This window comes from Bradyrhizobium sp. A11, assembly GCF_042077125.1.
Lineage (GTDB): Bacteria > Pseudomonadota > Alphaproteobacteria > Rhizobiales > Xanthobacteraceae > Bradyrhizobium > Bradyrhizobium japonicum_B.
The window spans coordinates 4,178,311-4,196,829 of record NZ_CP149509.1; the positions used below are offsets into that span (position 1 = coordinate 4,178,311).

The window sequence follows — 18,519 nt, forward strand, 5'->3', positions numbered from 1 at the left end:
CGCGCATCACGAACCTCGGCAAGCGCGGCTCGCCTTGCCTCAGGCCGCGCGAACGGCGGTCAGGAATTCCTCTACGACGCCCTTCAACCTGTCGCTCTCCTTGGACAGGAGCTGAGCTGCCGACAGAACCTGATTGGAAGCTTCCCCTGTCCGCGCGGCGCCCTGGCTCGCCTCTGAAATGCTTCTGGATACGTTGCCGCTGCAGGCCGCCGCGTATTGAACGTTCCTGGCGATTTCCCGCGTCGCGGCGCCCTGCTCCTCAATCGCCGCGGCGATTGCCGAAGACGTCTCAGACATTCGACCTATCGTGGCGCCAACCTGGCTGATCGTACGCACTGAATTTTCGGTCGCTGCCTGCATCTCGGATATCTGCGCCGCAATTTCCTCGGTCGCCTTGGATGTCTGGGAGGCAAGCGCCTTGACCTCGGAGGCCACGACTGCAAAGCCTCGACCGGCCTCTCCCGCCCTGGCGGCCTCGATCGTGGCATTGAGAGCCAAGAGATTGGTTTGCTCGGACACGGCGCCTATCATACGGACGACGTCGCCAATCCGCGCCGCGGCCGCAACGAGAGTCGAGATGCTCACATCGGTATCCTTCGCCTGGCGCACGGCCTCCTGAGCGATTGCATTCGACTCCTGGACTTGCCTGCCGATCTCTGAGACGGAGGAACTGATCTCTTCCGTAGCGCCGGCAACCGAGCCGATGTTGGCCGACACCTCCTTGGAGGCATCAGCCGCGCCTTCGGAACCAGCCTGCGTGACAGCGGCATTTGATTTGAGCGTACCGGCAGCCGCCTCCAGATCGACAGATGAAGATGTCAGAGAGCGCACGACCTCTCCAATTGTGCTCTCGAACGCGACCGTAACGCGCTCGATCCTGGCGGACCGCTGCACTTCGGCCCGGGAACTCGCTAACGCCGCATCATCGGCCGCCTTCTTTTCCTTCAGCGCATCTCTAAAGATCCCCAGGGCATCTGCGATAACTCCGATTTCCGTCCGCTCTCCCTGATGAGGGATCCCAACCGTGAAATCGCCACCACTTAACGCTCGCATCGGAGCAATCACCGAAGCAATGCCACGCGACACATCTCGCGTCAGCGTAAATGCCGTCATCAAGCCGGTGATGATCGTCAAGATGAGCCCGGCCAAGACCCAGCGATAGGCCGAGGTGTAAGTATCGGCCGCCGCCCGCCCAGCTTGCTCAGCTCCGCGATTGTTGAATGCAACGATCTTCGCGAGAAATTCGTCCGCCTTCAAAGCCGAAGGAGATATCTTCGCATGAAGGTCCCGCGCCGCCGGTTCATTTCCTTTTCGCGACGCAACCAAAACCTCTTGCGTGCCAGCGTAGTAGTTGAGCCAAGCAGCCTTGAACTGATCATAAAGCGATCTCTCCTCACCCTCAGACAACATGGGCTCGTAAGCATTGAAGGTCGTCTGCAAAGACGCCATCAGGAGGTCGAAATTCTTGTCCATGGCGGTTTTCCCCGCAGCGTCAACCGCCAGGATATGGGCCCTCACTACGCCCCGATAGGTCAGCGTCCAAGCCCTCAATTCGCCGGCCAGCCTGACACGCTGAAGCCAGCGCGTCTCGATGTCGACCGTACGCTGGTTGATGTGCTCCATCTGCCGAATGGAGAACAGCCCCAGGCCTGCTGCCACGGCCACAATCACGCAGAAGGCGCTCACGATCTTGGTCCGGATCGATAGCTTAGTGAACATCTCTTGCCCCCAAACAAGCGGCCGCGGCCGGCATATCCCAGCTGCTTTATTGGTCATCTGTCGTGAATTTCAGGTAAATTATTCGTACGACCGTGCAATTATCGAGAGGTGGCAGCTTCCGCGCCGCACGATCGTGCAAAATGCGATGGATTTGCCCCGATGCGGTGCTAGAATGACGCCGCCGCAGAATGCGTGAAGTACCCCACTGCAAGGGATCGTTCCGATGAACACCATCCGGATCATGGTGCCGGTCGAGAAGATCGAGAAGACGATTTGGTTCTACACGGACGGGCTCGGTCTTGAGGAGGAGCCTCGCGCCGACGGGGTCAAGGTGTTTACGGTGGCCGGGCAGCAGCGTATCGAATTGGTGCCTCTTCCGGGAGCGCTGGCGGAGACACGTACGAACATCCGATTTCACGTTCACGGCATCCAGGAATGCCTTCGATATCTCGTCTCGAGCGGTCACTTGTCTCGCACCGCAGCAAGCGCACCTTGGACGCGCGAGTACGAGATGGACATCACCGACCCTGCTGGGAACGTGATAACATTGCTTGACGCGGACCGGCCGGCTCCGAAGTCGGGGAAATGCCCTAATTAACCAGAAGGACCGTCGAGCCGGCTGCTTTCCGTCGCTCCACTTCGTGATGCGCCGCGGCGGCCTCGCGTAGCGGATAGCTGCCCCTCAACGTGATCTTCACCGCTCCGCTTCGTACCACATCGAACAGGTCATGAGCGGTCGCAAGGAGGCTCGCTCGGTCCGACGTGTACGCACTGAGGCTCGGTCGCGTGACGAAGAGAGATCCCTTCGATTGGAGCAGGCCGAGATCCATCGGTCCGACCGGACCGGACGCCTGCCCGTAGAGAACGGCGAGGCCCCGCGGCTGGATACAGTCCAGCGATTTCAAGAAAGTTGCCGCGCCAAGGCTATCGAATACGACCGGAACCTTGGCTCCGCCAGTAATTTCTACCACCCGATCCTCGAAATTCTCCTGCCTGTATACAATCACATGATCGCAACCGTGCTCTTGCGCCAGCGAAACCTTGTCGGTCGAGCTGACCGTCCCGATAACTCGCGCTCCGAGATGCTTTAGCCACTGGCAGGCTATCAGTCCGACCCCGGAGGTCGCCGCGTGGAAAAGAACCGTCTCTCCGGCCCTCGTGTTGTGAATCCGTTTCACAAGGGCCTGGGCGGTCATGCCCTTCAGCATCATGGCCGCGGCTTGTTCGAAGGCGACCTCGTCTGGAAGTCTTACTGCCAGGTGGGCGGGAATCACGCGTCGCTCCGCATAGGCGCCTGCACCGCCACCTGCATAGGCGATCCGGTCACCGACCGCCAGATCCGCGACCCCGGGTCCGACTGCCTCAATTATGCCGGCCCCCTCGTTGCCTAAACCGCCCGGCAGTTGAATGGGTATCGGCGAGCGCCCCCGCCGCTGTGAGATATCCATGAAGTTTACGCCGACGGCGACGTGCCGGACGAGAACTTCGCCGCGACCGGGCGAGCCGAAATCGCAAAGCTCCCACCGCATGACCTCCGGACCACCATGCTCGTACACTCTTATCGCGTGCGTCATTCGCTTCTTCCGGATCGCAAATTGTCAACCTGCTGACGCCAGGGCCGTCCGCCGCGGCTGATGGACATCGTCCAGCAAGCTCGCCCCGGCAATGCACGCCGCCGGCCCCCAAAACTCCAGCAACGTCGATATCCATAGACGCCATCGCGGCTGCGCCAGATCCCTCCTCGCAACAGGCCGAGGGCCATTGTCCTGCAACCTCGCCGCCTGACCAGCGGCCTCGACATGCGATTCGAAAGCGCCGGTACCGAGCACGGCGGCACCCCTCCATCTCGATAAACTGACGGAGAGGGCTTGGCAGCTGGTTGGCGTACCGTGCGCCTGAGGGCTCAAAGGCATCTACTTTCCCGACGCGTCCTCGATTTGCTTAGCTATCCACATTTCGCACGATCGTGCAACTCCTCCATTCCCCCTGCGGCCGGTTGCCAAGTGCGAAAAGCCGTATTATCGATCTTCGCACATTCGTGCGATTTGTTCTGCAACATCACCCCTCTCCGCGAGGCGACCCATGGCCATAGATTCCGAAACCTTCTCGCTGCTGCGCGACACCGTCGCACGCTTCGTCGCCGAGCGCCTCATTCCGCGGGAGCGCGAGATAGCGAGCCTTGAGCGCCCGCCGGCGGACCTCCTGCAGGAGGTGCGGGATATCGGTCTTTTCGGCCTAACCTATCCCGAGGAGTATGGCGGTCTCGGCGTCGATGCGTTGCAGGAGGTGCTGATCGGTTTCGAGCTTGGACGGGCCAGCCCCGCCATGCGGAATTTCATCAGCATCCACAACGGCGTGGCCGGTCAATGCCTTCGGCACGCTGGAACCTCCGGGCAGAAGGAACGCTATATGAGCCGGCTCGCCAGTGGTGAACTGATTGCCGCCTTCGCACTCACAGAGCCTGACGTCGGTTCGGATGCAAAGGCGGTGAAGACCACGGCCAAAAGGTCGGGCCAGGGCTGGACGATCAACGGACGGAAGCGCTTCATATCCAATGCGAACTTCGCAGGTCTCTTTACGGTATTTGCCCGGACGACGGACGAGACTGGAAAGTCTTCATTGAGCGGATTTCTCGTCGAACCCGGCACCCGCGGCATGGAGATCGGAAAACCGGAACGCAAGATGGGGCAACATGGAGCGCCTATATGCGATGTCGTCTTCGAGGATTGCCACGTGGGGGATGATGCTCTCCTGGGCGGAAAGCCCGGGGTCGGTCTCGACGCAGCGATGAAGGGGCTCGATAGAGGAAGACTATTCATCGCTGCTTGCTGCGTCGGTCTGGCCTACCGCCTGATCGAGAATGCGACCGATTACGCTAACGGACGGCAACAGTTCGGCGTTCCGATATCGCGCCATCAGCTCGTGCAGGCCATGCTCGCTGACTCCCTGACCGAAGCGTTCGCCGCACGAGGAATGGTGGAGACCGCCGCGCGAAAGGCGGTGGCCGGCGAGCGGATCACCTGCGAGGCATCGATGTGCAAGCTTTTCGCCACCGAAATGGTCGGCCGAGTGGCAGACCGAGCTGTTCAGGTGCATGGCGGTAACGGATATATCGCGGATTACATGGTCGAGCAGCTCTACCGTGACGTAAGAGTGCTGCGCATCTACGAGGGCACCAGCCAGATCCAGCAGGTCATCATCGCCAAAGATCTTGCGGCAAGGCGCACGCGAGGCGAGACGCTGTTTTGACAACGTCGGGGCGCAGGCGGTTTAGAGGTGCGCATCGTCCCTCTTCGCCGCTTGCCTCCATGACCCTCGCGGAAGGGGAGATTGTCACTTCAACTCCTTCGGTACATCGCGAGATCGGTCGGCGGGAACCATCTTGTAGACGCCGCTCGCGCGGAGCAGCGGAATCCCACCGCTCACCGCCAGTCCCTGGATGAAGAACAGGGTCTTGGAGCGCTTCAACACCGTCGCCTGTCCTTCGACCCAAGAGCCCTTTGTGCCGGACGCAAGAAAGTCCATGGACAGGCTCACCGTCAGCAAGAATTGGCTTTCCAAGCCTCCTTCTCGCATCGCCGTCAACGGCATCTGCATGTCGAGAAAGGTACCTAGCCATCCGCCGTGGCAAACACCGAGGGGATTGCAATGCGCTGACGAAACGCAAAACCCCAAGGTGGAATCGGAGAGCCGCAAATAGAGTGGCCCATTCCGATCGGCGAAAGCACCCGCGTTCCGGACGGTAACGAACCCTTCCGGAACATCTCCGTTTTGCTCGCTCGTCGTCGAAGAAGATTGCATGCTTCGATCCGTCTCCTTCGCGGCAGCCGCTACAGAACTAGTTTTTGGGCGGCATCGGAATGCCTGCGCCGATCCGTTTCGATCCCCACATGCAGATGCTCGTCGGCTCGAACGCGAAGCTTCGCGGACGATGCGTCTCCTCGTCCTCGATCTCGTCCACCCCGACAGAATACTCGAACGTCATGCCGTCCGGACCGGTGAAATAGAGAAAGCGTGCTCCTGACGTGGGGTGTCGGCCAGGCCCGAAGATGATGGGTACGTTCTTCTCGCTCAGGAAGTAGTACGACTTCAGAACATCGTCGTTCGTCGCGACCTGGTGGTTCACGTGCTGAATCCCGGGCCGGGTCGCAGGGGCAAGCGCGAGCGTATGATGTATCGCGTTTACGCGAAGCAACGCCAGATCTCCAATCCGGTCGCTCACCCTGGCATTGCAGACCTGGGTCCAGAACCTCTCGTCCCGGACCGGGTTCGTCGTGTTCAGCCCTATGTGGCTGAATCCCGTGATCCCGACGTCCCTGGTCGGGAAGTACCGGCGACCACTCAGATCTGGGCGCACCACCAATTCGATGCTGTTGCCCGTCGGATCCTTGAATCCGATGAATGCCTTCACCATCCGCGAAGCGCATTCTTCCGCTGTCCCGGCATGTACAGCGTGACCCAGGGTTTCCAATGTAGCGGCAGCCGCCTGCAGCTGTTCCTCGCTTTCAACCTCGAAACCGACAGTCTGCTCCTCCGGATTGCCATCCGAATAGTAAAGTGTGTGGGCGCGCTCGTCCGACCGAAGATAGACGCCCTTTCTGCTTCGATCCGACACCTCCAGTCCGAGACAGCTCGTGGCGAACTTTTCGGCCGACTCCAGGTCCGCCGTGCCCAGCCTGACGTAGGTGATCTCCTTCAGCTCGATCATTCGAACCTCCTCTTTCCCGGTTAGATCGTGGACGCGCGGAGTTCGGGAACGTCCGCGCAGTGGCTTCCCCAAAGGCACAACGACTCGTTTCGCAGGTTGAATTGACGCGGTCTGCGGCCACCGACATTGTCCATCCCATGGACATACGAGAACATGAGGTTGTCCGGTCCATGGAAGCGAACGAAAGTCTGTCCCGAGGCGGTCTCGCGGCCCGGGCCCTGCAGCACCTTGATTTGACGTTCCTTGAGGAAATAGTTGGCCTGCATCACGCAATCGAAGCTCTCGACGTCGAATGCGACGTCCAGGATGCCATTGCGTTTCGACGGATAGAGCACCACCCTGTGGTGCCGGTCGTCGATCTGAAGATATGTGATGTCGCCCGCCCTGTCGCTCACGCGCGCGTTCAGCACTTCGGTCCAGAACTTCAGGTCCTGCGAAAGCGCGACGGTTCGCAGGCCCACCCCCTGGAAACCGGTGATTCCCGCATCCCGCGACGGGAAGTAGCGACGTCCGCTTTGCGCGGGCCGCGCGACGATATCGATCTCGTTGCCCGATCCGTCTTGCGTGATCAATGCGCGTCGCACATGACGACGTTTGCACTCATCCGCATCGGCCTCACGAACTGGATATCCTGCCGCTGCGAGCAACTCTTTGGCTGTATGGAAGTCGGCCTCGTCCGTCAGTTCGAGCCCCAGGCTTTGCTGATCGGGCGAGCCCTCCGTAAGGCAGACGCGATGGTACATGCTGTCTGAGCGGAACGCGGCTTCGCCATGGGCACCCCCTACCGGTTCGAGCCCGACCGTTTCCTTGGCAAAGCGCGCACTCTCCGCCAGGTTCGAGACCCCAAGACGCACATAGCAGACCTGGGCGATGGAGATATTCTTCATGGCCGCTCCTTCGTCTTTTTTCGTCGCCCGATGCCGGCCGTCCGCGTCATTGCGAGGGCCACGACAGGCGCGTTTCGGCATCCGGGGTCATCGTCGGCGCGATCCGCCGCGGCATAAAATCTCGCCAATTGCTCTGCCGCGAGCTGGGTCGAAAGATAGGCTTTGACCATATCTGTCCATACGCGAACCAAATGCTCACGCCGAGCCGGATCGTCATCGATAAGACGCCGCATCACGAAGCCGCGGACGATGCCAAGTGTTAGCGCGAGGATGTCGCTCGCAATGTCGTTGGGTAGTCCTCTGTCCTCCAACGCGGCGGTCCAGGTTTTTTCGACGAAAAACCGGGATCGCCGGGACGATTTCCGGACGAATTTCCGCAACTCTCCGTCGGCCTCGCCGAAAACGAGACCCATTTCGATAAAGAACCCCTTGCCGAAGAAGAAATCCGAAGCGTCCGCGACGATCGCCGCGATGATGGCGTCGGGATCCGGCGCACGCCGGGCAAACCGAGCGCGCTGGTTGCTCATTTCGGTGGAGCGCTCGTTAACGTGCTGGAAGGCCGCAACCACCAGACTGCGCTTGGTCGGAAAATGATGCAATTGAGCTCCGACCGAGACGCCGGCTTCCTTGGCCACGTCGCCCGTCCTCAACCCTGCCGTTCCCTTGCGCGCCATGATGCGGACCGCAGCATCCAGGATGAGCTTCTGAGTGGCCTGCGACCGCTCCGCCTGAGTACGTTTCCCGCCGGATCGGCTCGCCTGACGCTTCTTCCGCTCAATAGCAGACATAGACGTCTCCATCGACGACTTCCACTGGAAAGGTCTTAAGCGCGATAGTGCACGGTGACGTCAACGCTGCCCCCGTCCGGACATCGAACGTTCCGAAGTGCCAACTGCATTCGACCACGTGGCCCGAAAGCAAGCCCTCCTCGGAAAGTGACGCCTCGCCATGCGTGCAGGTGTCGGAAGTGGCGTAGATCGTCTCGCCCACCCTGTACAGGGCCACCCGCTGACCGTCTGGCAAATCGACGCCCTTGATGTCTCCCTCGTTCAACTCGACAGATTGGCAGATCTTCACACGATTGCTGGTCTCGGCGGAACTCATAGCATCGTGCTCCCGCCGTTGACGCTGATGACCTGGCCCGTGACGAAGGACGCTTCCGGCGAGGCCAGATACGCGACCATGGATGCGACCTCTTCCATCTCGGCAGGGCGGGCCATCGGTATGACGTCGAGATATTTCCGCATCGACCCTGGCGCGCTCGCCATGGCCTTCTTCACGTTCTCCGTCGCCACCATACAGGGGGCGACGACGTTGAAAGTAATGCCCTCGGTAGCAAACTCCCGGGCAAGGCCGGTGGTCATTCCATGAACCCCGCCCTTCGCGGCATTGTACCCCGCGTGGTTCCACAAACCGTTCCGGATGGAGTCTGCGCCGACGCTGACGACGCGGCCGTATTTCTTCTTCCGCATCTCGGGCAGGGCGTAGTAGGTACTCCATACCGCCGTCCAAAGATTGCGATCGACGGTGGTGCGCAGAGTTTCTGGCGTATGTTCGAGAAACGGACGAAGAATTCCCCCGCCCGCGTTGCTGACCAGAATGTCGATCGTACCCAGATTCTTCAACGCCGATTCGACCATTGACTCGACGATGGCTTCCTTCGACAGATCGCCGGCGAACGCCACCGGCCTCGGTCGACCAGCCGTTGCGAGGCGATCCGCCGCCGATCGAATGCCCGCCTCGTCAACGTCTGCAATGAGCAGCCTTGCGCCTTCGCTCTGTAGCCGCTCCGCAATCGCAAATCCGATGTTCTGCGCGGCACCCGTTACGATCGCCGCCATTCCTTCCAGTTTTCGGGACAATTGGTTGCTCCAGTTGATGTGTCGGGCTTAGAGCACGATGCTGATGCGGCCGGCTGGCCGCAGCGCATCCGCATCCAGAACACATCGCTTGCTCTTGATCTTGAAGCTCCCATCATGTGGCATCAGTCGATAGGCGCTGCTGCCCAGATAGAGATCGGTGACCCCGTCTTTGCTGCGATAGGTCGTGAACACGGCCGAAACATCGATGTCATGGTCGGAACGCGACTTGAGGCGGACGTTTCCGACGATGTGACGTGTCTTCGAGTGAGGAAACTCCACGTGAGCCGTTCGCTTCATGAGGCGCTTGACGCGCTCGCCGAGCCGAAAACGGTCATCCGCAATATAGAACAAGCTGGTGTCAGGATTGGCGCCGGCCGGCAGATCCATGCAGGGAACCTGGTATTCGGCGTCCTCCGTGAAGAGTTCGAGCCATTCCGGCAGCCGCCACTGGTCCAGCAGATCGGCTTCATGGAAGAGGAAATCCTCAACATCCGCGCGGGTCACTTCGGTTGTCATTGTCGTTCCTCCTCAAGCTGCAACCGATGACTTCTGCGGAACGGGTGCCGGGAACATCATCCGATTCCATTGCGTCCAGAACGCGCGCATCTGGAGCTCGTCGCGATGTAGCGGCCTGTCGGTATTCATTCCCTTCGAGATGTCGTTCCAGGGCACATCCTTGAAATTGGAGAAGCCCCGCTGACAATGCTCGAGTGCTTCCGCGTCGTCAGGCGTCGCGAATCCCCCGGGCCCGAGAAATTCGAGAAAGTTCTGCAGACGATACTTGCTCAGCCATTCGCTCTCTCCCTGCGGGGCCAAAGACCACGAGGAGACCTGCATGTAGTCAGGGGCCGACGGATAGTAGGTCCTGACGGTGACCGCCATGATGTCGTTGATGACGAGATTGGGGAAGATGAACAGGTTGCGATTGAGCTTAGCGATGCGCGTGGCCCGCTGTTGTCCTACCCGGCTCGCAAGTTCAGCAAAGATGCTGTCAAGCTCGGTACGCCCCTTCTCGCCCCAGGCAGCGATCCAATGAGCAACAGGTCGTCCCCAGGGCGCGGGATACTCGATCACGGCGTGCCCGTTTCCGAGGTCGTAGCCATATCCTGGAGGACGGGTGGCCGGATCGCCGATCGGCGCTCCCGTCGTTCCGCCGAGATAGTCAAAATAGGACGCATGCGTCGTCGTCGCATGATAGCCATCGACGCTGTTCTCTGTCAGGAGCTTCCAATTGGCCCTGATCGAGTATTCTTGCGTACCCGGCGTGATCGACATGCCGCGACTGGTCTGATCGCAAATCAGATCGATGTATTCTTTCGCGCCAGCCAAGTAGTCGGAAAGCGGCATGATGTTGCGATCGAACGAGACGAAATAGAGATCGCGATAGGATTCGAAGCGCGGAACCGGCGTCATGTGCGAGGTTTCGCGTGTCTTGAAGTCCTCATTGTAGCCCTCTTCGCCGGGCTGGCTCCGCAACTTGCCGTCAAGGCCGAAAATCCAGCCATGATAAAAGCACTGGAAGGATTTTGCGCTCCCCTTCTTTTCCCGGCAGACCTGCATGCCGCGATGGGGGCATGTGTTGAGAATTGCGCGCGGCTCGCCCTTCGCATCGCGTGTGAACAGGATACCGCGGCCGGCGACATTACGGGTAACGAAATCGCCCGCCTTGGCGATTTCGGAGCCATGTCCCAGATAGAGCCAGCTACGCTCGAAGATCCGCTCCCTCTCGGCGACGAGAATCTCCGGATCGACAAAATTTCTTCTTGCCACCTTGAAGATATTCTTCGACTGATCGACGAGAATGGCAGGCTCGTTTGGGTTGGCGGTCGCGTTCATGTCTTTCTCCTTTAGTCAGGATACGAGTGCTCGCTTGAGATCAAAGGTCGGGTTTTCGAGATCGCTCCGTGATGGGCGCTTGCGCATACTCACCAATCGCCGAAGCACGGCCATGTCCTTCGGCGAATTGATCGTGGCGCCGCCGACAACCTCGCCGTCGCGGAGACCGATGACGCAGAATTTGGGACCTTCAGTGTTGCCGCGAACGATCTCCTCGACGCCGTTCAAGGTGCCAACTACCTGAAGGTTCACGTCGTACTGGTCCGTCCAGAACCACGGCGTCGGCTCGTAACATTGCTCCAGACCGATCATTGACTTGGCGACGGCGGCAGCCTGATCCTGAGCGTTCGCCCAGTTCTCTATCCGCATCCACCGTTCGTTGAACCGGCTCCACTGCAGCGCAACGTCGCCCGCTGCGTAGATTCCCGGGATGTCCGTCGCGCCGGCAGAATCGACCCGGATGCCGGACTCGGAAGGCAAGCCGAGCGCGCGGGCCAGATCGAGCGAGGGCTCAACCCCTATTCCGATCAGGATCAGATCTGCCGCGCAGAACGTATCGTCCGATAATCGAACTCCACCTTCGACATTGGCGACCGCCGTCTTTCCCAAAATGAACGACACGCCCCGGTCGGCGTGCAGCCGCCGAAAAAAAGCGCTGATGGTCGACGATCCCACCTGCGCAAAGACGTCTGCTGCCGCTTCGACGACGGTGACTGGGCAACCGCGCGACACGGCAGCGGCAGCAACCTCGAGGCCAATCACCCCGCCTCCGACAAGAAGCACGCGCTCCCCTGCGGCCATCCTGTTCCGCAACGCGATCGAGTCGTCGATGTCCCTGAGGTAAGCGACGGGAACCGGTCCAACCTCCAGGGTGGTCAGGCGCCTCGGCCGCGTACCGGTCGCCAGCAATATTTTGTCGAACCGAAACTCCCGACCGTCTTGCAGCGCAACAACGCGACGTTCCGGATCACACGCGACCGCATGCGTCCCGACTTGGAGGTCGACGTCGATTTCAGCCCATTGTTCAAAAGACCGAATAAACTTTGGAGCAGCTCCGTCGATCAACATGGATTTGGAGAGCTGGGGCCTTTCGTAAGGCAGATGCCGCTCGCCCCCGATCAATGTGATGGGCCCGCCGAATTGTGCGGCGCGCAAAGCCTCTGCGGCGCGGCCGCCCGCCTGCCCCGCTCCGATGATCGCTATGGATCGCTGGCCGTCAGACAATTAAGACCTCCCGGTCTTTGCTCGCTATTCGCACGATCGTTCAAATTCTCGTTGACAAATGCATATAGACGGTCCAACGAGAATGTAAAGATGGGAAATGAAAAACCGTCTGACCGCACGGTAACTGGTATGGAGGCCGTAAGGCTCCTTCCAGGCCGCTCGATGACCCCCGGAGGGCGGGAATGCAAAAGATTGACGTCCATACGCACGTTGTCCCGGACGTCCTGCCGGCCGATGCGGCAAAGAGCGATGCGTGGCCAAGCATCGAGATCCGCGGGCACGATGACGCTGCGGTGATGGTCCGGGGCAAGGTCTTCCGGGCGATCGATTCACGCTCCTGGGACGTCGATCGACGGATCAAGGACATGCAGAACGACGGCGTCGACGTCCAGGTCCTTTCGCCTATGCCGGAATTGCTTTCGCATTGGCTTCCGACCGAGGAAGCCGATCATCTGTGCGGCATCATGAACGCGAAGATCGCCAGGATGATTTCCGCTAAACCGGACAGGTTCCGCGGCATCGGAATGGTACCGATGCAGGACGCCGAACTTGCGGCAAAACGGCTCTACGATGTCCGCTCGCACGGCCTGCTTGGAATCGAGATCGGCACTCACATCGACGGGACCCCGCTGGGGGACGAACGATTGCACCCGGTCTATGCGGCGGCCGAAGAACTCGGACTGGTCGTGTTCGTCCACCCGCTGCATCCGACCGGCTTGGAGCGCATCGGCGGAAAGAGGGAATTCGCCGCCATCTCGGCCTTCCCCCTCGAAACCGCCTACGCGGCAGTGTCCCTGATCGGCGGCAGGATTTTTGAACGATTTCCCAAACTGCGGGTGCTGCTCAGCCACGGCGGAGGCGCCACCGCCTGGATCTTTCCAAGGATCGATTTCGCCTGCTCGGCGGGCAGCCTCCTGAAGGAATATCTTCCCGAAGCTGCGGCGATGACACTGAAACGCTTCTGGTACGACACCATCACCTACGACAACGAGGCCTTGTCCTATCTTGCCTCACGTGTGGGGAGAAATCGGCTCGTCGTCGGCTCCGACTACCCGTTTCTGATCCGGCAGCCCAGACCCGCGGCCTTCGCGCAAGCCGCCCTTCCTCAAGTCGATTTTGCCGCGAACACCGCTGCGCTGTTCGGCCTATGATCGAGCGGATAGGCGTATCATTCAAGGACTTCAATCGATGAAGACATGCCGTTCCGAGCCGAAGTTAGCCCTGTTCGGCCGTATCCCGCCCAGAACCCCGGGCCGGTCGGACGCGGAGGTACCCAGCGAGGCGGCGCTGGGCCCAACTCGCTACGCGCGTATACCACACACCTACTTCTACTCCGATGACGAGGCTGACGCCGCTTATGGTCTTCTGGATATCGAAGTGTCGCTGCAACGGCGAGGGAATGGAGAAATCTGGCTCGAGGCTTACTGCATCGGTGACGGATTTCAGAGCGGCCGCGGCTCAGGGAGCAAGCATCCGCTGCGCTTCGAGCTCCGATGCGGCGACAAGTGCCTCGCCGGTGCCGAGTGGCGTTACCCAGCCGTACTCTGCGGGCACTTCGATCCCATGATGTTCGCGACCCGCGTCGACTTGTCTGAAAGCGAGTTCGAAGCCGTCGATAGTGTCTATCTGCCCGCGACGTCCGCTGAGGCTGAGAGTTGCATCGGAGCGCCGGCGGTCTTCGGCGGTCCCGAAGGACATTGAGGCCCAGTGGGGCCGCAGCAGAAAGGCAGTAAGAATGTCGAAAAGCGCATCGAAAACCACGGACGCCAGCATTCTGGAAGCGGCGGACGCTCTGCAGCAAGCCGAAAGCCGGCGAACGCAGATTCCCCCCCTCGTCGCACGACTGGGACAGGGAAATGTGGCCGCGGCCTATCAGGTGCAGGCGGAGCTTACTTCAAGGCGGCTCGGAGCCGGCGGTCGCCTTGTCGGCCGCAAGATCGGGCTAACGTCGAGCGCAGTTCAGCAACAGCTAGGCGTGAACGAGCCGGACTTCGGCGCCCTGTTTGTCGACATGGAGGTCGAGCAAGGCGGCTTCCTAGAGGCCAAGACTCTCATTCAGCCTAGGATCGAAGCCGAAATTGCGCTTGTCCTCGAGCGAGATCTTGAACGTCGCGACACGACAATGTCCGAACTGATGCGCGCCGTCGCCTTCGCCGCACCCGCGCTCGAGATCGTCGACAGTCGTATCCAGGACTGGAAGATCAGTATCGTGGATACGATCGCCGACAACGGCTCCAGCGCCCGTTTCGCGCTCGGCAACTCGATCAGGCGGCTTACGGACGTCGATCTTCTCACTTGCGGAATGGTCATGACGAAGAACGGCAATGTTGTTTCGGTCGGATCCGGGGCTGCCTGCCTGGGACATCCGCTGAAGGCGGCTCTCTGGCTCGTGCGCCGGCTGGCTGCGAATGAAGACGGCGATCACCTGCGCGCGGGCGACGTCATCTTGACTGGAGCGCTGGGACCGATGGTGAGCGCCGCGGCGGGCGAGGAGTACGAGGCGCGAATTTCGGATCTCGGCTCCGTAAAAGTCCGCTTCGCCTGACCGTCGACCACATCTTCGCTCTTCGAAAGGATCATAAATGGCCAAAATGAAGGTCGCCATCATAGGTTCGGGAAACATCGGCACCGACCTGATGATCAAGGTGATGCGGTACGGAAAAGCGCTTGAAATGGCTGCGATGGTGGGCGTCGATCCATCCTCGGACGGGTTAGCGAGAGCTCAGCGCCTCGGAATATTCACGACGCATGAAGGCCTGAAGGGACTTCAGAAGTCCGACATCTATGCAAATATCGGTCTGGTTTTCGACGCGACTTCTGCCAAGGCTCACGAAGTCCATGCTGCGGAGCTCAAGAAGGACGGAAAGCTCGTGCTTGACCTCACGCCGGCGGCGGTCGGCCCGTATGTCATTCCTCCTGTGAACCTCGACAAGGTGTTGAGGGAACCGAACCTGAACATGGTCACATGCGGTGGTCAGGCGACCATCCCCATGGTCGCCGCCGTGAGCCGGGTTGCGCCTGTCCCCTATGCCGAGATCGTTGCTTCGATTGCATCGCTCTCGGCGGGACCTGGAACGAGAGCGAATATCGACGAATTCACCGAAACCACCGCCAGGGCGATCGAGTCGGTTGGCGGCGCCAAACGCGGCAAAGCGATTATCGTTCTCAATCCCGCAGAGCCACCGCTGGTGATGCGCGACACGGTTTATTGTCTGACTGAGACCGATGACACCGCGTCGATCCGCTCGTCGGTCCACGAGATGGTTGAGCGGGTTCAGGGATACGTCCCGGGATATCGACTGAAGCAGGACGTTCAGTTCGACCCTGTAGAGGCCTTCCCCGGCTCAACGGCGAAGCATTTGACCAAAGTCAGCATCTTCCTCGAAGTCGAGGGAGCAGGCCACTATCTGCCGACTTACGCTGGCAATCTCGACATCATGACTTCAGCAGCTCTCGCGACGGCCGAACGCCTCGCGTCGCAAGCGACAATGGAGAAAGTGGCATGAAGCCCCGCCTGTATATTCAGGATGTCACGCTTCGTGACGGTATGCACGCCATCCGTCACCAATACACCATCGATCAGGTGAGGAGCATCGCCGGCGCGCTGGAAGCAGCCAGGGTGGACGCCGTGGAAGTCGCTCACGGTGACGGCCTAGAGGGCTCCTCGTTCAACTACGGCTTCGGAAAACATTCTGATCTCCAGTGGATCGAAGCTGCGGCCTCGGTCCTGAAGCATGCCAAACTGACGACGTTGCTGATCCCCGGGATCGGAACGATTCATGACCTCCGGACGGCGGCCAAGGCAGGCGTCCGCTCGGTTCGTATTGCGACACATTGCACAGAAGCGGACGTCGCCAAGCAGCACATCGCGGCTGCGCGGGATCTCGGGCTAGACGTCGCCGGCTTTCTCATGATGGCGCATATGATTCCGCCGGAATCACTGGCCGAGCAGGCGAGACTGATGGAGTCCTATGGTGCCCACTGCGTCTACGTCACTGACTCCGCGGGCGCCCTGCTCGTGAATGACGCGGCTGCTCGGGTCCAAGCGTTACGGCGTGCGCTGAAACCCGAGACAGAGGTCGGTATTCACGCTCATGAAAACCTATCGCTCAGCGTGGCAAACTCGCTCGCTGCCGTCGACCAGGGGGCTGTGCGCGTGGACGGCTCGCTCGCCGGAATGGGGGCCGGTGCCGGCAATACCCCAATCGAGGTGTTCGTCGCCGTGGCGGACAGGCTCGGCCTCAACCATGGCGCCAACCTGTTCAAGTTGATGGACGCAGCCGACGACCTCATCCGCCCCCTTCAGGATCGCGCGGTCCGAGTCGATCGGGAGACGCTTTCCCTCGGCTTTGCTGGCGTCTACTCGTCCTTCCTCAGGCATGCCGAACGGGCCGCGCAGCGCTACGGCGTGGACTCACGTGAGATTCTGCTCGAACTTGGCCGACGGCGCATGGTGGGCGGTCAGGAGGACATGATCGTCGACGTGGCGCTCGATCTGGTGAACAGCGACGCTTCGCGGCGCCGCGCGGTCTGATCTCGGTGATATCTAGATCTGAAAACCCAGGGCGAATTTTCGCTCCTGGGCTCTTTTGCCGCAGCACGCCTTTTTCCCCGAAAATCCCTCACAGCCAGACACAAAATTCAATTTGCACACTTGTGCGATTTTTTAGGCTCAGCTACGAGATCAGAAAGGACGCCTGTTTAGTCGTTCCGATATTTGCGACTATCCGGGCACAGCCTGTGATCCAAGGGGAGCTCCATGCATTGGCGGTCCAAGGAAATCTCGATCGTCGACGATAGAATTCCGCTCCTCGCGGTACGCCAAGTCAACGTCATCTTTGGCGGCATCGTCGCGCTCAACGGCGTGTCATTCGACATGCACAAGGGCCAGATCCTCGGCTTGATCGGCCCCAACGGCGCCGGCAAGACCACGCTGTTCAACTGCCTGTCCCGGCTGTATCAGCCCTCGTCCGGCGACATCCTGATGGAAGGCGCAAGCATCCTGACGCGGCCGCCGCACCGGATCGCCGAGATCGGCATCGGCCGTACCTTCCAGAACGTGGCGCTGTTTCCGAATCTCTCGGTAATGGACAACGTTCGCGTCGGCGCCCATGCGAAGACCTCCAGCGACATCATCAGCGACTCCTTGAGGCTTGCCTGGGTCCGGCGCAGCGAGGCCAGCATCAACAGGAAGGTGCAGGAGATCCTCGCGTACCTCGGCCTCGAGGATGTCGCCCATACCGTCGTGTCCGGCCTGCCGTTCGGCACGCAGAAGCGCGTCGAACTGGCGCGCGCGCTGGCGGCGGATCCGAAGATCCTGCTGCTCGACGAGCCGGCCGGCGGCCTCAACCACGAGGAAGTCTACGTGCTCGGGGACCTCATCCGCAAAATCCGCGACGAGCGCCACATGACCGTGCTGCTGGTCGAGCACCACATGGGCCTCGTGATGTCGATCGCCGACCACGTCGTCGCGCTGAATTTCGGCAAGAAGCTCGCGGAAGGCACCCCCGCCCAGGTGCAGGCCGACCCCGACGTCATCAAGGCCTATCTCGGGAGCAAGGACCAATGACGCCACTGCTCAACGTCAAGGACCTGCGCGCTTATTACGGCCAGGTCCAGGCGCTCCACGGCCTGTCCTTCTCGCTCAACGAGGGCTCGCTGACGACGCTGCTGGGCGCCAACGGCGCCGGCAAGACCACCACGCTGCGCGCGATCTGCAACATGGTGCGCTCCACCGGCGGAGTCGAGTTTGAAGGCAAGCCGCTCAGCAACCGCTCCACCGAGAGCATCGTGCGGTTCGGCATCGCCCACGTGCCGCAGGGCCGCGGCACCTTCACCAACATGACGGTGGAAGAGAACCTCCAGCTCGGGGCCATCACCCGCAAGGACAGCGCCGGCATCGTCTCCGACATCGAACGCATGTATGCGCATTTCCCGGTGTTGAAGCAGCGCCACACCCAGCAGGCCGGCACGCTGTCCGGCGGCGAGCAGCAGATGCTCGCGGTCGCCCGCGCCCTGATGCTGCGGCCGCGGCTGATGCTGCTGGACGAGCCCTCCTTCGGGCTCGCCCCGCTGGTGGTGCGCGACCTGTTCGGCATCCTCAGCAAGATCAACCGCGAGGACAAGGTGTCGATCCTGGTGGTCGAGCAGAACGCCCAGCTCGCGCTCGAGCTCGCCGACCAGGCTTACGTGATCGAGACCGGCCGCATCGTGATGTCGGGCAAGGCCAAGGACATCGCGAACAACGAAGAAATCCGCAAATCCTATCTGGGTTACTGAGGGA

Annotated in this window: 20 protein-coding genes; 9 read left to right on the plus strand and 11 right to left on the minus strand. The window is 60.7% G+C overall.

The window, feature by feature from the left end; all coding sequences use genetic code 11:
• Positions 1 to 39 precede the first annotated feature (39 nt).
• Positions 40 to 1,719: a methyl-accepting chemotaxis protein gene (locus WI560_RS19535; protein ID WP_375304468.1), complete on the minus strand. Its 1,680-nt coding sequence runs from the start codon at positions 1,717 to 1,719 to the stop codon at positions 40 to 42.
• 223 nt (positions 1,720 to 1,942) lie between these two features.
• On the opposite strand from WI560_RS19535, the gene WI560_RS19540 reads away from it, so the two are divergent.
• Complete coding sequence (locus WI560_RS19540) at positions 1,943 to 2,317, plus strand: VOC family protein (protein WP_375304469.1); 375 nt, start codon at positions 1,943 to 1,945, stop codon at positions 2,315 to 2,317.
• Here the strand turns inward: WI560_RS19540 and WI560_RS19545 are convergent.
• Entirely contained in the window at positions 2,310 to 3,293 is a 984-nt protein-coding gene (locus WI560_RS19545) for a quinone oxidoreductase (protein ID WP_375304470.1), read from the minus strand. The genes WI560_RS19540 and WI560_RS19545 overlap by 8 nt on opposite strands.
• Positions 3,294 to 3,801: 508 nt before the next feature.
• Between WI560_RS19545 and WI560_RS19550 the strand changes: the two genes are divergently transcribed.
• Entirely contained in the window at positions 3,802 to 4,968 is a 1,167-nt protein-coding gene (locus WI560_RS19550) for an acyl-CoA dehydrogenase family protein (RefSeq protein WP_375304471.1), read from the plus strand.
• 84 nt (positions 4,969 to 5,052) lie between these two features.
• Here the strand turns inward: WI560_RS19550 and WI560_RS19555 are convergent, their stop codons facing one another.
• The 9 genes from WI560_RS19555 to WI560_RS19595 are packed head-to-tail and all read right to left on the minus strand — an operon-like array spanning position 5,053 to position 12,236.
• The gene (locus WI560_RS19555; protein WP_375304472.1) at positions 5,053 to 5,520 is read right to left on the minus strand and encodes a PaaI family thioesterase; all 468 of its coding nucleotides are present in this window, start codon (positions 5,518 to 5,520) and stop codon (positions 5,053 to 5,055) included.
• A 37-nt stretch (positions 5,521 to 5,557) separates the two neighbouring features.
• Positions 5,558 to 6,427 carry a VOC family protein gene (locus WI560_RS19560; RefSeq protein ID WP_375304473.1) on the minus strand — a complete coding sequence of 290 codons (870 nt, stop codon included), beginning with the start codon at positions 6,425 to 6,427 and terminating at the stop codon, positions 5,558 to 5,560.
• Positions 6,428 to 6,447: 20 nt separating this feature from the next.
• Complete coding sequence (locus WI560_RS19565) at positions 6,448 to 7,314, minus strand: VOC family protein (protein WP_375304474.1); 867 nt, start codon at positions 7,312 to 7,314, stop codon at positions 6,448 to 6,450.
• Positions 7,311 to 8,102, minus strand: coding sequence for a TetR/AcrR family transcriptional regulator (locus tag WI560_RS19570; RefSeq protein ID WP_375304475.1), 792 nt, complete (start codon positions 8,100 to 8,102; stop codon positions 7,311 to 7,313). Before WI560_RS19570 ends, WI560_RS19565 begins: the two co-directional genes overlap by 4 nt.
• Positions 8,089 to 8,418, minus strand: coding sequence for a non-heme iron oxygenase ferredoxin subunit (locus WI560_RS19575; protein WP_375304476.1), 330 nt, complete (start codon positions 8,416 to 8,418; stop codon positions 8,089 to 8,091). The genes WI560_RS19570 and WI560_RS19575 overlap by 14 nt, the downstream gene beginning before the upstream one ends.
• Complete coding sequence (locus tag WI560_RS19580) at positions 8,415 to 9,176, minus strand: SDR family NAD(P)-dependent oxidoreductase (protein ID WP_375304477.1); 762 nt, start codon at positions 9,174 to 9,176, stop codon at positions 8,415 to 8,417. The genes WI560_RS19575 and WI560_RS19580 overlap by 4 nt, the downstream gene beginning before the upstream one ends.
• A gap of 27 nt (positions 9,177 to 9,203) precedes the next feature.
• Entirely contained in the window at positions 9,204 to 9,692 is a 489-nt protein-coding gene (locus WI560_RS19585; protein WP_246916565.1) for an aromatic-ring-hydroxylating dioxygenase subunit beta, read from the minus strand.
• A gap of 12 nt (positions 9,693 to 9,704) precedes the next feature.
• Positions 9,705 to 11,012 (minus strand): Rieske 2Fe-2S domain-containing protein, encoded by a 1,308-nt coding sequence (locus WI560_RS19590; RefSeq protein ID WP_375304478.1) that lies wholly within the window; start codon positions 11,010 to 11,012, stop codon positions 9,705 to 9,707.
• A 15-nt stretch (positions 11,013 to 11,027) separates the two neighbouring features.
• Positions 11,028 to 12,236, minus strand: coding sequence for an NAD(P)/FAD-dependent oxidoreductase (locus WI560_RS19595; RefSeq protein WP_375304479.1), 1,209 nt, complete (start codon positions 12,234 to 12,236; stop codon positions 11,028 to 11,030).
• Positions 12,237 to 12,418: 182 nt separating this feature from the next.
• Between WI560_RS19595 and WI560_RS19600 the strand changes: the two genes are divergently transcribed.
• The 7 genes from WI560_RS19600 to WI560_RS19630 all read left to right on the plus strand — a co-directional run bounded on the left by WI560_RS19600 (position 12,419) and on the right by WI560_RS19630 (position 18,515).
• The gene (locus tag WI560_RS19600) at positions 12,419 to 13,387 is read left to right on the plus strand and encodes an amidohydrolase family protein (RefSeq protein ID WP_375304480.1); all 969 of its coding nucleotides are present in this window, start codon (positions 12,419 to 12,421) and stop codon (positions 13,385 to 13,387) included.
• Between the two features lie 37 nt (positions 13,388 to 13,424).
• The gene (locus WI560_RS19605) at positions 13,425 to 13,937 is read left to right on the plus strand and encodes a hypothetical protein (protein ID WP_246916573.1); all 513 of its coding nucleotides are present in this window, start codon (positions 13,425 to 13,427) and stop codon (positions 13,935 to 13,937) included.
• Between the two features lie 34 nt (positions 13,938 to 13,971).
• The gene (locus tag WI560_RS19610; RefSeq protein ID WP_375304481.1) at positions 13,972 to 14,781 is read left to right on the plus strand and encodes a 2-keto-4-pentenoate hydratase; all 810 of its coding nucleotides are present in this window, start codon (positions 13,972 to 13,974) and stop codon (positions 14,779 to 14,781) included.
• A 37-nt stretch (positions 14,782 to 14,818) separates the two neighbouring features.
• A complete protein-coding gene (locus tag WI560_RS19615) occupies positions 14,819 to 15,742 on the plus strand; it encodes an acetaldehyde dehydrogenase (acetylating) (RefSeq protein WP_375304482.1) in 924 nt (307 codons plus the stop codon).
• Positions 15,739 to 16,770, plus strand: coding sequence for a 4-hydroxy-2-oxovalerate aldolase (dmpG, locus tag WI560_RS19620; protein WP_375304483.1), 1,032 nt, complete (start codon positions 15,739 to 15,741; stop codon positions 16,768 to 16,770). The genes WI560_RS19615 and dmpG overlap by 4 nt, the downstream gene beginning before the upstream one ends.
• Before the next feature lie 225 nt (positions 16,771 to 16,995).
• On the plus strand, positions 16,996 to 17,805 hold the full coding sequence (locus tag WI560_RS19625; protein WP_375304484.1) for an ABC transporter ATP-binding protein: 810 nt from the start codon (positions 16,996 to 16,998) through the stop codon (positions 17,803 to 17,805).
• Positions 17,802 to 18,515: an ABC transporter ATP-binding protein gene (locus tag WI560_RS19630; protein ID WP_375304485.1), complete on the plus strand. Its 714-nt coding sequence runs from the start codon at positions 17,802 to 17,804 to the stop codon at positions 18,513 to 18,515. Before WI560_RS19625 ends, WI560_RS19630 begins: the two co-directional genes overlap by 4 nt.
• The last annotated feature ends 4 nt before the right edge of the window (positions 18,516 to 18,519 follow it).